This window comes from Streptomyces sp. NPDC058955, assembly GCF_042741435.1.
Taxonomy (GTDB): Bacteria; Actinomycetota; Actinomycetes; order Streptomycetales; family Streptomycetaceae; genus Streptomyces.
The window spans coordinates 1-13546 of the sequence record NZ_JBHYKM010000161.1 but is presented as its reverse complement, the minus strand read 5'-3'; the positions used below and the strand labels follow the sequence as shown (position 1 = coordinate 13546).

The window sequence follows — 13546 nt, the reverse complement described above, 5'->3', positions numbered from 1 at the left end:
ATCCCACACCCACCGCGGTGTGCCAGATCCCCCCCCCCCCCCGAGACGGGCGGGGGGGCGCGGGCGGCGCGCGCGCGCGCGCGTGCGGCGGCCGGGGACCGGTCAGGCGCCGGACAGGACCTCGGGGAGGTGGTCGAGGCGGCGCAGGATGACGCCCTCGCGCAGGGCCCAGGGGCAGATCTCCAGCTGCTCCACGCCGAGCAGGTCCATGGCGCCCTCGGCGACCAGGGCGCCGGCGAGCAGCTGGGCGGCGCGGCCCTCGGAGACGCCGGGCAGGGCGGCGCGCTCGCCGCCGGTCATGGCGGCGAGCCGCGGCACCCACTCCTCCAGGGAGGCGCGGGTCAGCAGCCGCTCCACGTACAGGCCCTCGCTGGAGCCGGGCGCGCCGGCGATTCGGGCGAGCTGCTTGAAGGTCTTGGAGGTGGCGACGACGTGGTCGGGCTTGCCGAAGCGGCTGAACTCGCCGACGGTCCGGGCGATCTGGGCGCGGACGTGCCGGCGCAGCGCCTTGACGTCCTCCGTGTCGGGCGGGTCGCCGGGCAGCCAGCCGGCGGTGAGGCGGCCCGCGCCGAGCGGCAGGGAGACGGCGGTGTCGGGGTCCTCGTCGATGCCGTAGGCGACCTCCAGGGAGCCGCCGCCGATGTCGAGGAGGAGCAGCTTGCCGGCGGACCAGCCGAACCAGCGGCGGGCGGCGAGGAAGGTCAGCCGGGCCTCCTCCTCGCCGGTGAGGACCTGGAGGTCCACCCCGGTCTCGTCCTTGACCCGGGCGAGGACCTCGTCGGCGTTGCTGGCCTCGCGGACGGCGGAGGTCGCGAAGGGCAGGACCTCCTCGCAGCCCTTGTCCTCGGCGGCCTGGAGGGCGTCCAGGACGGTCGCGATGAGCCGCTCGACGCCGCCGGGGGCGATGGCCCCGCGCGGGTCGAGGAGTTCGGCGAGCCGCAGGTCCACCTTGTGGGAGTGGGCGGGCAGCGGGCGGGCGCCGGGGTGGGCGTCCACCACGAGCAGGTGCACAGTGTTCGAACCGACGTCGAGGACTCCGAGTCTCATGGCGGAAACGCTACTGCTCCCGCCCGCATACGCTTGGCGTTGTGCCAAAGACGAAAAAGGCGAAGCCGGGCAAAGACAGTGCCTCCGGTGGCGACGGTGCCGCGCGCGGCGAGGCCGCGCACGACGTGCGGGACGTGAAGTACGCGCGCGATGTGAAGGGCGCGAAGCCGCCCGTCAAGGGCGTGACGAAACAGCGCAAGGGCGCGGAGCCCGACGAGCAGGGGCTCGACTTCCCGCGCGCGTGGGTCGAGTTCGCGGATCCGGGCGACGAGGAGCAGGTCTTCCGCTGCGACCTGACCTGGCTGACCTCGCGCTGGACCTGTGTCTTCGGCAGCGGCTGCCAGGGCATCCAGGCGGGCCGGGCGGCGGACGGCTGCTGCACGCTGGGCGCCCACTTCTCCGACGAGGACGACGAGAAGCGGGTCGCGGAGCACGTGGCGAAGCTGACGCCGGAGCTGTGGCAGTTCCACGACGTCGGCAGCGAGACGGGGTGGACGCAGGTCGACGAGGACGGCGACCGGCAGACCCGCCGCTGGAAGGGCTCCTGCATCTTCCAGAACCGGCCGGGCTTCGCGGGCGGCGCCGGCTGCGCGCTGCACATCCTGGCCCTGAAGGAGGGCCGGGAGCCGCTGGAGACGAAGCCGGACGTGTGCTGGCAGCTGCCGGTGCGCCGGACGTACGACTGGATCGACCGGCCCGACGACACGCGCGTGCTCCAGGTCTCCATCGGCGAGTACGACCGGCGGGGCTGGGGCCCGGGCGGTCACGACCTGCACTGGTGGTGCACCTCGGCGACCTCCGCGCACGGCGGCGGGGAGCCGGTCTACGTCTCGTACCGGCCGGAGCTGATCGAGATGATGGGCAAGGACGCGTACGAGGTGCTGGTCGGGCTCTGCGAGGCGCGGCTCGCCTCGGCGCTGCCGATGGTGGCACCGCACCCGGCCGACCCGAAGCGGTAGCCCGCCCCTGCCTCCTCCTTCCAGGAGGAGGGCGGCGGGCCTTCAGGAGGAGGGCTGCGGGGGCGGCTCGTCCGTCGTCGGCTCGGTCGTCGGGGGCGGGGTCGTCGGCTCCGTCGTGGGCGGCGGGGTGGTGGGCGGCTCCGTCGTCGGCGGCTCGGTCGTGGGCGGCGGGGTGGTGGGTTCCGTGGTCGGCGGCGGGGTGGTGGGCGGCTCCGTCGTCGGCGGCTCGGTCGTCGGCTCCGTGGGCTCGGTCGGGACGGTCGGACCCGGGTCGACCGGCCCGCCGGTGGGCGGCGGCGCGGTCGGCGGGGTGGTGGGCTCGGTCGTGGTGACCGGCGGGAGCGGGATCACCCGGTCGTCGATCGGGACGACGGGCCCCCGGCCGCTGATCCGCAGCACCGCGCCGGTGGGATCGACGCCGATCCGGGCGCTCCAGGGGCCGCGCGGTTCACGGGCCCGGTCGACGCGTACGGCGACGGTGACGGTCCCGCCGGGGGCGAGGGTGCCGGACGCCTGGCTCACGTACAGCCAGGGCGCGTCCGTCCACAGCGACCAGTCGACCGGGGTGCCGCCCTCCCCGGTGAGCGTGATCAGGGTGACGTCGCCGAGGCAGCGCGCGGTGACGCCGATCCAGCCCGGCACCGGGTCCCCGGGCCGCGCGGGGGCGGCCGGGCCGGCGGACCGGGCCGGGGTGACGACCTCGACGGAGACGTCGGGGGAACGGCTCCCCTGGGTGGCGCGGGGGTAGGGCGTCGCACGGGCGTTGCCGGCGTTCTCGTACTGGTCGTACGGGCGCCCCTCCTCCGTCCCGTCCCCGCGCTCGTCGGCGCTGACCCTGGAGCCGTCCCGGCCCGCCTCGGCGCCCGCGGGGACGCCCCGGTACGAGGTCCACAGCGCGAGCACGGGGGCGGCGACGACGGCGGCGACCACCGTGGTGGTGACCGCGCGGGCCCGCATCCGGTCCCGGCGGGCGACGAGGTCCTTCGGGTCGATCGGGAAGCCGGTCGGGGCGAACCGGGGGGCACCGGCACGCGCGCGGGGGACGTGCAGCATCGCCATGTAGGCGGCGGCCCGGGGCGCCTCGACGAGTGGCAGGCGGTCCTGGACGGCGCGCGCCCCGCCGCCCGGCCAGGGGGCGGTGGCGCCGACCCGCTCGGCGGTGCGGCGGCAGACCGGGCAGTCGTCCACGTGCCGGACGAGTTCGGCGCGCAGCGCCGCCGAGAGGATCAGCTGCCGGTCGCCGGTGAGGAGCCGGGCGACGGTGGGGCAGCTGCCGGTGGAGACCACGGCGAGCGCGGCCCGGGTGCGCTCGACCTCGCACGCGGCGGTGGCGAGCAGTTCGCGGGCGGCCGACGGGTCGAGGGCGAGGACGGCGGCGACCTGGCGGGGGCTCAGCCCGTGCCGGACGGCCAGTTCGAGCGCCTCGCGCTGCTCCGGGGTGGTGCCGGCGGCCTCGGGCCAGGCGAGGGTGGCCAGCTCCGCGCGGCGCCGCTCGGCGGTCTCGGCGGAGACCGGCGGCGGGGCGGGCGGGGTGACGGCGGGGCGGCCGGTGTGGGCGCCCTGGCGCCGACGGCGCTGCTCGCCGAGGCTGCGCAGGCAGGCCCAGCGGGCCAGCGCGTACAGCCAGGCGGTGCGGCCCTCCCCGTCGGAGGGACAGCGGCCGTGGTGCCGCTCGGCGGCGGCGAGGACGTCGCCCAGGACGGCGGTGGCCGTGTCGTGGTCGCAGAGGACCGAGAGGCAGTACGTGAAGAGCCCGTCGAGGGCGGCCTCGTAGCGGGCGGGGGGTCGCTGGCCGAGCGTGCGCGGTCCCTGCTGCGGGCCGCGCCGCGCCCGGTGGGCGCCCGGGGTGCGGGAGGAGTCCAGCCTGCTGCTCGTCACTGGGCGACCGTAGGCGCGTAGGGGGGCACTCTTCATACCGGATCCGCCGTTCTCAGCCTTACGGGTGAAGCCATCACTCGAAAGGGGACAGGAGCGAGGCGTTCCGCTGCCGTCGCGGCGGGCTGAGGGCGATCGGGGGCGGACTGTCCACAGGCCGCACCCGTCCGTCCACAGGCCGGGAGCGGGCGGCGGTCCGCTGTCGGTGGCGGCGGCTACGGTGTGGGGCATGGCTGCCCGTACGAAATCCGCCAAGGACCGTCCGTCCTACCGCTGCACCGAATGCGGCTGGCAGACGGCCAAATGGCTCGGCCGCTGCCCCGAATGCCAGGCGTGGGGCACGGTCGAGGAGTACGGCGCGCCCGCCGTCCGGACCACCGCCGCCGGCCGGGTCTCCACCGCCGCGCTCCCCATCGCCCAGGTCGACGGCCGGCAGGCGACCGCCCGCACGACCGGTGTCGACGAGCTGGACCGGGTCCTCGGCGGCGGTCTGGTGCCCGGCGCCGTCGTGCTGCTCGCCGGCGAGCCGGGCGTCGGCAAGTCCACGCTGCTGCTGGACGTGGCGGCCAAGGCGGCGAGCGACGCGCACCGCACGCTGTACGTGACGGGCGAGGAGTCCGCGAGCCAGGTCCGGCTCCGCGCGGACCGGATCAACGCGCTCAGCGACCATCTGTACCTGGCGGCCGAGACCGACCTGTCCGCGGTCCTCGGCCATCTGGACGAGGTGAAGCCCTCGCTGCTCATCCTGGACTCGGTGCAGACGGTGGCCTCGCCGGAGATCGACGGCGCCCCCGGCGGCATGGCGCAGGTCCGCGAGGTCGCGGGCGCGCTGATCCGGGCCTCCAAGGAGCGCGGGATGTCCACGCTCCTCGTCGGCCACGTGACGAAGGACGGGGCGATCGCCGGTCCCCGGCTCCTGGAGCACCTGGTCGACGTCGTCCTGCACTTCGAGGGCGACCGGCACGCGCGCCTGCGCCTGGTCCGGGGCGTGAAGAACCGGTACGGGGCGACGGACGAGGTGGGCTGCTTCGAGCTCCACGACGAGGGGATCACCGGCCTCGCCGACCCGTCCGGGCTCTTCCTGACCCGCCGTGACGTCGCCGTGCCGGGCACCTGCCTCACGGTCACCCTGGAGGGCCGCCGGCCGCTGGTCGCCGAGGTGCAGGCGCTCACCGTGGACTCCCAGATCCCGTCCCCGCGCCGGACCACCTCCGGTCTGGAGACCTCCCGGGTCTCGATGATGCTGGCGGTCCTGGAGCAGCGCGGCCGGATCAGCGCGCTGGGCAAGCGGGACATCTACAGCGCCACCGTGGGCGGGGTGAAGCTCTCCGAGCCGGCCGCCGACCTGGCGATCGCCCTGGCGCTGGCCTCCGCCGCCAGCGACACCCCGCTGCCGAAGAACCTGGTCGCGATCGGCGAGGTCGGCCTCGCGGGCGAGGTGCGGCGGGTCACCGGCGTACAGCGCCGCCTCGCGGAGGCGCACCGGCTCGGCTTCACCCACGCGCTGGTCCCCGGCGACCCGGGGAAGGTCCCGCCGGGCATGAAGGTGACGGAGGTCGCGGACATGGGGGACGCCCTGCGGGTCCTGCCGTCCGGCCGCCGCGCGGCCCGACGGACGGAGGAGTCCGGGGGCTGACGGAGGGCCCCGGCGGAGCCCCAGAGCGCCCGAGCGGTGCCTGGGGCGGGTGGCCCCATCAGCGCCCCGGCGGCGCTCCCGACGTGCCCCGGCGGCGCTCCCGGCGGGCGCCGGCAGGGGCTTCCGGGTCGGTGTCCGGTCACTCCGGTGGGGTCGCGGAGGGGTAGGCGCGCGGCCGGGCGGGTAGGGCGGATCGCGACCGGGCCGCCCCGGCGGGTGCCCGTCCGGAGCACCCCGGACCGGCGTGCGGCCCAGGGCGGCGGGGTGGTGTCGCTAGACTTTGCCCTGGTCTCGCCCATCCGTACGAGCCGGAGGAGTGCAGTGGCAGCCAAGGACGGGGCAGCAGCTCCTGGAAAGTCCGGCGCGGGCTCCGGCAACGAAGCACTGATGCGCGCGGCGCTGAGCGCGGTCGCGCCGGGCACCGCCCTGCGCGACGGCCTGGAGCGGATCCTCCGCGGCAACACCGGTGGTCTGATCGTCCTCGGCATGGACAAGACGGTCGACTCGATGTGCACCGGCGGCTTCGTCATCGACGTCGAGTTCGCCGCGACGCGCCTGCGCGAGCTGTGCAAACTCGACGGGGCGCTCGTCCTCGACAAGGACATCACCAAGATCCACCGGGCCGGTGTGCAGCTGGTCCCGGACGCCTCCATCCCCACCGAGGAGACCGGCACCCGCCACCGCACCGCGGACCGGGTCTCCAAGCAGTGCAACTTCCCCGTCGTCTCCGTCTCCCAGTCGATGCGGCTGATCGCGCTGTACGTGAACGGCGAGCGGCGGGTCCTGGAGGAGTCGGCCGCGATCCTGTCCCGGGCCAACCAGGCGCTCGCGACGCTGGAGCGGTACAAGCTCCGCCTCGACGAGGTGGCCGGCACGCTCTCCGCGCTGGAGATCGAGGACCTGGTGACCGTCCGGGACGTCACCGCCGTCGCCCAGCGCCTGGAGATGGTCCGCCGGATCGCCACCGAGATCGCGGAGTACGTGGTCGAGCTCGGCACCGACGGCCGGCTGCTCTCGCTCCAGCTCGACGAGCTGATCGCGGGCGTGGAGCCGGAGCGCGAGCTGGTGATCCGGGACTACGTGCCGGAGCCGACGGCGAAGCGTTCCCGCACGGTCGCGGAGGCGCTGACCGAGCTGGACGCGCTCTCCCACACCGAGCTCCTCGAACTGCCCGTCGTCGCGCGGGCCCTCGGCTACAGCGGCTCCCCCGAGACGCTCGACTCGGCGGTCTCGCCGCGCGGCTACCGGCTGCTCGCCAAGGTGCCGCGGCTGCCCGGCGCGATCATCGAGCGCCTGGTGGAGCACTTCGGCGGGCTGCAGAAGCTGCTCGCGGCGAGCGTCGACGACCTCCAGACCGTGGACGGCGTCGGCGAGGCCCGGGCGCGCAGCGTCCGCGAGGGCCTGTCGCGGCTGGCGGAGTCGTCGATCCTGGAGCGGTACGTCTGACGGGCGGTGCCTTCGCGGGCGCTGCCGTCGTGGGCGGCGCCTTCGCGGGCGGCGCCATCACGGGCGCACCGCCTTCGCGGGTGACGCCCGCGAAGGCGGTGCGCCCCGGCGTCAGTCCTTGGCGAGGGCGAACGGCGCCGCGACGGTCTTCCCGCCGGACACGGTCGCCTCGACCAGGTAGTTGCCCGGACCGGCCTCGCCCGCGGGGGCGGTGGCGCACTGCGGGGCGCTGCGGCGCAGGTCCCACTCCACGGTGTGGGTGATCGTGGCGCCCGCGGGGAGCTTCAGCAGCACCGGGTCGCCGGGGCGCGGGCAGTCGTCGGAGGCCCACAGCCGGTCGTTCTTCGGGTCGCTGATCTTCAGCACCGCCGCGCGGGGGCCGAGATCGGCCTTGCAGTCGGCGTCCGAGGTGTTCTTGACGACGAGGTGGAAGCGGGGCCGCTCGCCGGGCTCGTACGTGAGCTTGGCGCTGCGCAGCGTCAACTCCAGGGAGCCGACGGGGCAGTTCGGGAGCGGCGAACCGGCCGGGACGCGCTGTCCCGCGCCGACTCCCGCGCCGCCGTCGCCGCCCGCGCCGTCGGTGTCGCCGTTCTTGCCCGGCGTACCGGAACCGGCCGAACCGGAGCCGTCGCCCTCACCGGAGCCCGTGCCCGCGCCCGCGTCCGTACCGGAACCGGCGTCGGAGCCGGAACCCGCGCCGTCGCCGCCGCCGTCGGCCGTACCGGAGTCGCCCGCGTCGCCGGAGTCGCCCGACTCGTCGCGGCCGCCCGGCTGTTGGCTGATGGCCGGTCCGGTCCCGGCGGGGCCGGGGGTGATGGAAGGCGCGGGGGCCGAGCCGTTGGCGGCGTCGTTCGGCTTCTTCCCGCCCCCGTCACCGGAGGTGACGGCCCACAGGGTGAGCAGGGCGAGCAGCGCGATCAGGCACAGCGCGACCGCCCTCCGTCGCCAGTAGATGGTGGAGGGAAGCGGCCCGACCGGATTGCGCAAAGATCCCACGCCCCGAACCTTACGAGAGATCCGGCCCAACTCCCGCCCCACCCGCCGCCCGAGAGCCCAAGTTTTGCCGATGATCACATCCTCCGGAGACGGGAACTCTCCCCAGCGCGGCCGGAAATCGACCCTGCCGCCGCCCATCCCCCACTTTCGTCAGGGGTCGTCTCGTTCCTTGGCCCGGGGCGCGACGGTCAGGATTCCGGTTAGCGTCATGCACCATGGACAACCTCCTCGACCTCTCCGACCGGCTCTACCTCGACATCCTCGACTTCGCGCACACCACACCGCACTGGTTCCAGTGGCTCGCCGAAGTCTGGACGGAGCTCGGACTGCTGCTCTTCGGCGCGCTGTTCCTGGCCGGGTGGTGGCGCTCGCGGACCGGATCGAGCCAGGCGATGACCCTCGCGCTCCTCGCCCCCCTCGCCACCGCCTTCGGTTACGTGGTGAGCGAGGGCCTGAAGTCGCTGATCGACGAGGAGCGGCCGTGCCGGGCCGTCGCCGGGGCACCCGCCGCGCTCATCGACTGCCCCGCCTACGGCGACTGGTCCTTCCCCAGCAACCACTCCGCCATCGCCGGCGCCGCCGCCGTCGCGCTCGCCCTCTCCTGGCGCGGGATCGTCTGGCTGACCGTGCCCATGGCGATCCTCATGGCCTTCTCCCGCGTCTTCGTCGGCGTCCACTACCCGCACGACGTCACCGCGGGCCTGCTCCTCGGCGGCCTCGTCGCCTTCCTCGTCATGCGGGCCGCGCGCCGGCCGATGACGGCACTGGTGGAGACGGCCCGGTCCAGCCGGAGCGCGGCGGTCGTGTGGTGCGCGGGGCGGGGGCCCGCGACCCCGGCGCACACCTCCGCGCGCCCCGACCGCCGCTCGCGGGCGCGCCACGGCGCGTACTGATCGCTCCCCGGACGTGCCAGGATCGGGGGTGCCATGACTTCCATCGATGCCCCCGCCTCCCTGTCCGTCCCCACCGGTGCGGCCCCGTCCGCCGTCGCCCCGGCCGAGCTGCACGGGCCGGTCCTCGCCTGGTTCGACCGGCACGCCCGTGACCTGCCCTGGCGCCACCCCGAGGCCGGTGCCTGGGGCGTCATGGTCAGCGAGTTCATGCTCCAGCAGACCCCCGTCGTCCGGGTGCTCCCGGTGTACGAGCAGTGGCTGGCGCGCTGGCCCCGCCCGGCCGACCTGGCCGCCGAGCCGCCCGGCGAGGCCGTCCGCGCCTGGGGCCGGCTCGGCTATCCGCGCCGGGCCCTGCGGCTGCACGCGGCGGCCGTGGCGATAAGGGACCGGCACCGCGGCGACGTGCCGAGCGACCACGGGCAGCTCCTCGCCCTCCCCGGCATCGGCGAGTACACCGCCGCGGCCGTCGCCTCCTTCGCGTACGGGCAGCGGCACGCGGTCCTCGACACCAATGTGCGCCGGGTCTTCGCCCGCGCGGCGAGCGGCGTCCAGTACCCGCCGAACGCCACCACGGCCGCCGAGCGGCGCCTCGCCCGGGCGCTCCTCCCGGACGACGAGGGCACCGCCGCCCGCTGGGCCGCCGCCTCGATGGAGCTGGGCGCGCTGGTCTGCACGGCGAAGAACGAGGACTGCGGGCGCTGTCCGATCGCCGACCGCTGCGCCTGGCTGCTCTCCGGCAAGCCCGCCCACGACGGCCCGCCCCGGCGCGGCCAGACCTACGCCGGCACCGACCGCCAGGTCCGCGGCCGGCTCCTCGCCGTCCTCCGCGACGCCCCCGGCCCCGTCCCCCAGTCCGCCCTCGACGCCGTCTGGGACGAGCCGGTCCAGCGCGGCCGCGCCCTGGACGGCCTGGTCTCGGACGGTCTGGTGGAGCCGCTGGACGGCGGGCGGTACCGGCTGCCGCTGACCTGAGCGTCCCGGCTGTTACACAACCGATGGGTAGCCGTGCGTCCACCGACGGCTGCCCCGCACACCCCCGTGACAACCGCTCCGTAGCGTCGTCGTCGACACGGAGAACAAGCAGGTCACGGGGATGTGGAGGCGGCTGGGATGAGCCAGGGCGAGGTGCTCGACTTCGAGGAGTACGTCCGCACGCGGCAGGACGCGCTGCTGCGCAGCGCCCGCCGCCTCGTCCCGGACCCGGTCGACGCGCAGGACCTGCTGCAGACCGCCCTGGTCCGCACGTACGGCCGGTGGGACGGGATCGCGGACAAGTCGCTGGCGGACGCGTACCTGCGGCGGGTCATGATCAACACGCGGACGGAGTGGTGGCGGGCGCGCCGGCTGGAGGAGGTGCCCACCGAGCAGCTTCCGGACGCGAGCGTGGAGGACCCGACCGAGCAGCACGCCGACCGGGCCCTGCTGATGGACATCCTGCGGGTGCTGGCGCCCAAGCAGCGCAGCGTCGTGGTGCTGCGGCACTGGGAGCAGATGAGCACGGAGGAGACCGCGGCGGCCCTGGGCATGTCGACGGGTACGGTGAAGTCGACGCTTCACCGCGCGCTCGCCCGGCTCCGCCAGGAGCTGGAGAGCCGGGACATGAACGCCCTCGCCCTGGGGCGGCCCGTGGAGCGGACCGGAGGACAGCGGTCGGCTGCGGCGGCCGTGCGAGGTGACGAGGGAGGGCGCGAGCGGTGCGCGGCCTAGACGACGGCGGAGTCGAGGACGGCAGAACCGGCGAAGGGGCCGGCGACCGGATCGGCGGCCCGGCCGGCGGAGGCGCCGGGGCCGGAGCCCGGGGCGGATCGCCCCGGGGGGCCGGTACGAAGGCGGCGGGTGTCACGGCGGTGGCCGGACTCGCCGCCCTCGGCCTGTTCGTGGCCGCGTGCTCGACCGGCGGCACGGGTTCGCGCGACGAGGGCGCGGCGCGCGCCGACGCGACGGCGGCCGCCGCCCCCACCCCGCCCGCCGCGGCCTCGGGCTCGGCGAAGGCGGCCGAGCGGGTGGACCCGATCGCGCTGCTCAAGGGCGACCCGAAGATCGGCGCCCGGGTGAAGGACGACCTGAAGCCGTGCGTGGCCGACGCCTATCCGGTGGACACCTCGTACGGCAACCTCACGAACGGCACCGCGCCCGACGTCGTCGTCAACGTGATGACCTGCGGGGACGCGGTCGGCATCGGCACCTACGTCTACCGCAAGCAGTCGGGCGGGAGCGCCGCCCCCGACGCGGCCACCGCGAACGGCTACGAGAACGTCTTCATGGCCGAGGACGCGGCGGTCTACGGCACCATCGACCGCGGCGACCTGATCGTGACGAAGCAGGTGTACGCCGAGGACGACCCGGTCGCGTACCCGTCGGGCGAGGACGTCATCACGTACCGCTGGTCGGGGAACCGGTTCACCCAGCACGACTGGGTGCACAACGACTACAGCAGGGCCGTGGGCGAGGGCGACGGCGCCACCGAGCAGCCGCAGCCGGTGCCGGAACCGTCCGCCGCCGGCTGAGCCCCCCATCCCCCACACACACCGAAGGACCCCCGCACGATGGCCGAGACCCATGTCCTGTTCGTCGAGGACGACGACGTCATCCGCGAGGCCACCCAGCTCGCCCTGGAGCGGGACGGCTTCCGCGTCACCGCGATGCCCGACGGGCTCTCCGGGCTCGACGCCTTCCGCGCCCACCGCCCGGACATCGCGCTGCTCGACGTGATGCTGCCCGGCATGGACGGGGTCAGCCTCTGCCGCCGCATCCGCGACGAGTCGACCGTCCCGGTGATCATGCTGTCGGCGCGGGCCGACTCGATCGACGTCGTCCTCGGTCTGGAGGCCGGGGCGGACGACTACGTGACCAAGCCCTTCGACGGCTCCGTGCTGATGGCCCGGATCCGGGCCGTGCTGCGCCGGTTCGGCCACGCGGCCGGCAACGGGGCGGGCGACGGGTCGGCGGAGCCCGCCGGCGACGGCGGGCCGCTCGTCTTCGGCGACGGGGACCTGGAGGTCGACACCGAGGGCATGGAGGTGCGGCGGGGCGGGGCGCCGGTGGCGCTGACGCCGACCGAGATGCGGCTGCTGCTGGAGTTCTCCTCGGCGCCGAACACCGTGCTCTCCCGCGACAAGCTCCTGGAGCGGGTCTGGGACTACGGCTGGGGCGGCGACACCCGGGTCGTCGACGTCCATGTGCAGCGGCTGCGGGCCAAGATCGGCCAGGACCGGATCGAGACGGTCCGCGGCTTCGGCTACAAGCTCAGGGGCTGATCGGTGAGAGCGCTCCCGCTCCGCACCGGCGTCCGCTGGAAGATCGCCCTGGCCATCGCCGCGGTCGGCGCGCTGATCGCGGTCACCCTCAGCGTCGTCGTGCACAACGCCGCCCGCATCTCGATGCTGGACAACGCGCGCGAGGTCCAGATGGAGCGGCTGCTCTTCGCCCAGCGCCTGTACGAGACGTCCAAGCCGAAGGAGCCGCGCTTCGGCGCCAAGCTCAACGACCCGGCGCTGCCGGACCAGCTCGACCAGCTGATGCGCGACCAGCGGCGGGGCACGTACGTGCAGGAGCACCGGCACGGCGGGCCGCCGGACGTGTGGGCGGCGGTGCCGCTGGCCAACGGCGACGTGCTGTCGCTGCACATCCCGTTCGCCGACCGCAGCGCCACGATCATGAAGGACCTCGACCGGGCGCTGGTCATCGGCTCGGTCTCGGTGGTGTTCGGCGGCTGCGCGCTCGGGATCCTGGTCGGCGGGCAGCTCTCCCGGCGGCTGCGGAAGGCCGCGGCGGCGGCCGGGCGGGTCGCCCAGGGCAACGGCGACGTCCGGGTGCGGGACGCCGTCGGCGGCGTCGTACGGGACGAGACCGACGACCTGGCGTGGGCGATCGACTCGCTCACGGACGCCCTCCACGAGCGGATCGAGGCCGAACGGCGGGTCACCGCGGACATCGCGCACGAGCTGCGCACCCCGGTGACCGGACTCCTTACGGCGGCCGAGCTGCTGCCGCCGGGCCGCCCGACCGAGCTGGTACGGGACCGGGCGCAGGCGATGCGGACGCTGGTCGAGGACGTCCTGGAGGTGGCCCGGCTCGACGGGGCCTCGGAGCGGGCGGAGCTCCAGGAGATCGCCCTCGGCGAGTTCGTGGAGCGCCGGGTGCGGTCGATGTTCCCGGACGCGGAGATCCGGGTGGTGCACGAGTCCTGGGTGTCGACCGACCCGCGCCGGCTGGAGCGGATCCTCGGCAATCTGCTGGCCAACGCGGCCAAGCACGGCAAGGGCCCGGTGGAGGTCACCGTCGAGGGCCGGGTGGTGCGCGTACGGGACCACGGCCCCGGCTTCCCCGAGGCGCTGCTCCGCGAGGGCCCGAGCCGCTTCCGTACCGGCACCAGCGACCGGGCGGGACAGGGCCACGGCCTGGGGCTGACCATCGCGGCCGGCCAGGCGCGGGTCCTCGGCGCCCGGCTGACCTTCCGGAACGTGGCCTCCGAGGCGGCGCCGGAGGGGGTCGGCGGGGCCGTGGCGGTGCTGTGGCTGCCGGACCACGCGCCGACGAACACGGGGAGCTTCCCGATCCTGCGGCTGCCGGAGTAACCGGGGCGGGGGTACGCGGGGGGGGGGGCGGGGGGGCGCCGGACGCCCCCCCCCGCCCCCCGCCGCGCCCCCCCCCGACGCCCCCCGCCCCGGCGCCGGGCGCGCCCCGCCCCCCCG

Annotated in this window: 12 protein-coding genes; 9 read left to right on the top strand and 3 right to left on the bottom strand. The window is 75.4% G+C overall.

The genetic code is table 11. The annotated features are described in order from the left end of the window. Positions 1-102 precede the first annotated feature (102 nt). Entirely contained in the window at positions 103-1047 is a 945-nt protein-coding gene (locus ACFW1I_RS35450; RefSeq protein WP_384677724.1) for a Ppx/GppA family phosphatase, read from the bottom strand. A 152-nt stretch (positions 1048-1199) separates the two neighbouring features. Here ACFW1I_RS35450 and ACFW1I_RS35445 point away from each other — a divergent pair, with 152 nt between their 5' ends. After that, entirely contained in the window at positions 1200-2006 is an 807-nt protein-coding gene (locus tag ACFW1I_RS35445; protein ID WP_384677726.1) for a hypothetical protein, read from the top strand. A 42-nt stretch (positions 2007-2048) separates the two neighbouring features. On the opposite strand, the gene ACFW1I_RS35440 is transcribed toward ACFW1I_RS35445, so the two are convergent. Then, positions 2049-3884: a hypothetical protein gene (locus ACFW1I_RS35440; protein ID WP_384677722.1), complete on the bottom strand. Its 1836-nt coding sequence runs from the start codon at positions 3882-3884 to the stop codon at positions 2049-2051. Between the two features lie 226 nt (positions 3885-4110). Here ACFW1I_RS35440 and radA point away from each other — a divergent pair, with 226 nt between their 5' ends. Beyond that, positions 4111-5517 (top strand): DNA repair protein RadA, encoded by a 1407-nt coding sequence (gene radA, locus ACFW1I_RS35435; RefSeq protein ID WP_384677720.1) that lies wholly within the window; start codon positions 4111-4113, stop codon positions 5515-5517. 321 nt (positions 5518-5838) lie between these two features. Next, complete coding sequence (disA, locus tag ACFW1I_RS35430) at positions 5839-6963, top strand: DNA integrity scanning diadenylate cyclase DisA (protein ID WP_030497825.1); 1125 nt, start codon at positions 5839-5841, stop codon at positions 6961-6963. 111 nt (positions 6964-7074) lie between these two features. On the opposite strand, the gene ACFW1I_RS35425 is transcribed toward disA, so the two are convergent. After that, a complete protein-coding gene (locus ACFW1I_RS35425; RefSeq protein WP_384677717.1) occupies positions 7075-7959 on the bottom strand; it encodes a hypothetical protein in 885 nt (294 codons plus the stop codon). Between the two features lie 215 nt (positions 7960-8174). Here ACFW1I_RS35425 and ACFW1I_RS35420 point away from each other — a divergent pair, with 215 nt between their 5' ends. From ACFW1I_RS35420 to cseC, 6 genes are all read left to right on the top strand, one after another. After that, positions 8175-8852, top strand: coding sequence for a phosphatase PAP2 family protein (locus tag ACFW1I_RS35420; RefSeq protein WP_384677715.1), 678 nt, complete (start codon positions 8175-8177; stop codon positions 8850-8852). Between the two features lie 33 nt (positions 8853-8885). Next, positions 8886-9824, top strand: coding sequence for an A/G-specific adenine glycosylase (locus tag ACFW1I_RS35415; protein ID WP_384677713.1), 939 nt, complete (start codon positions 8886-8888; stop codon positions 9822-9824). 138 nt (positions 9825-9962) lie between these two features. Continuing rightward, on the top strand, positions 9963-10559 hold the full coding sequence (locus ACFW1I_RS35410) for a SigE family RNA polymerase sigma factor (RefSeq protein ID WP_384677711.1): 597 nt from the start codon (positions 9963-9965) through the stop codon (positions 10557-10559). Then, positions 10547-11359, top strand: coding sequence for a hypothetical protein (locus tag ACFW1I_RS35405; RefSeq protein WP_384677709.1), 813 nt, complete (start codon positions 10547-10549; stop codon positions 11357-11359). Before ACFW1I_RS35410 ends, ACFW1I_RS35405 begins: the two co-directional genes overlap by 13 nt. A gap of 39 nt (positions 11360-11398) precedes the next feature. Then, the gene (gene cseB, locus ACFW1I_RS35400) at positions 11399-12109 is read left to right on the top strand and encodes a two-component system response regulator CseB (RefSeq protein WP_384677707.1); all 711 of its coding nucleotides are present in this window, start codon (positions 11399-11401) and stop codon (positions 12107-12109) included. A gap of 3 nt (positions 12110-12112) precedes the next feature. Further along, positions 12113-13429 (top strand): two-component system sensor histidine kinase CseC, encoded by a 1317-nt coding sequence (gene cseC, locus ACFW1I_RS35395; RefSeq protein ID WP_384677706.1) that lies wholly within the window; start codon positions 12113-12115, stop codon positions 13427-13429. Positions 13430-13546 lie beyond the last annotated feature (117 nt).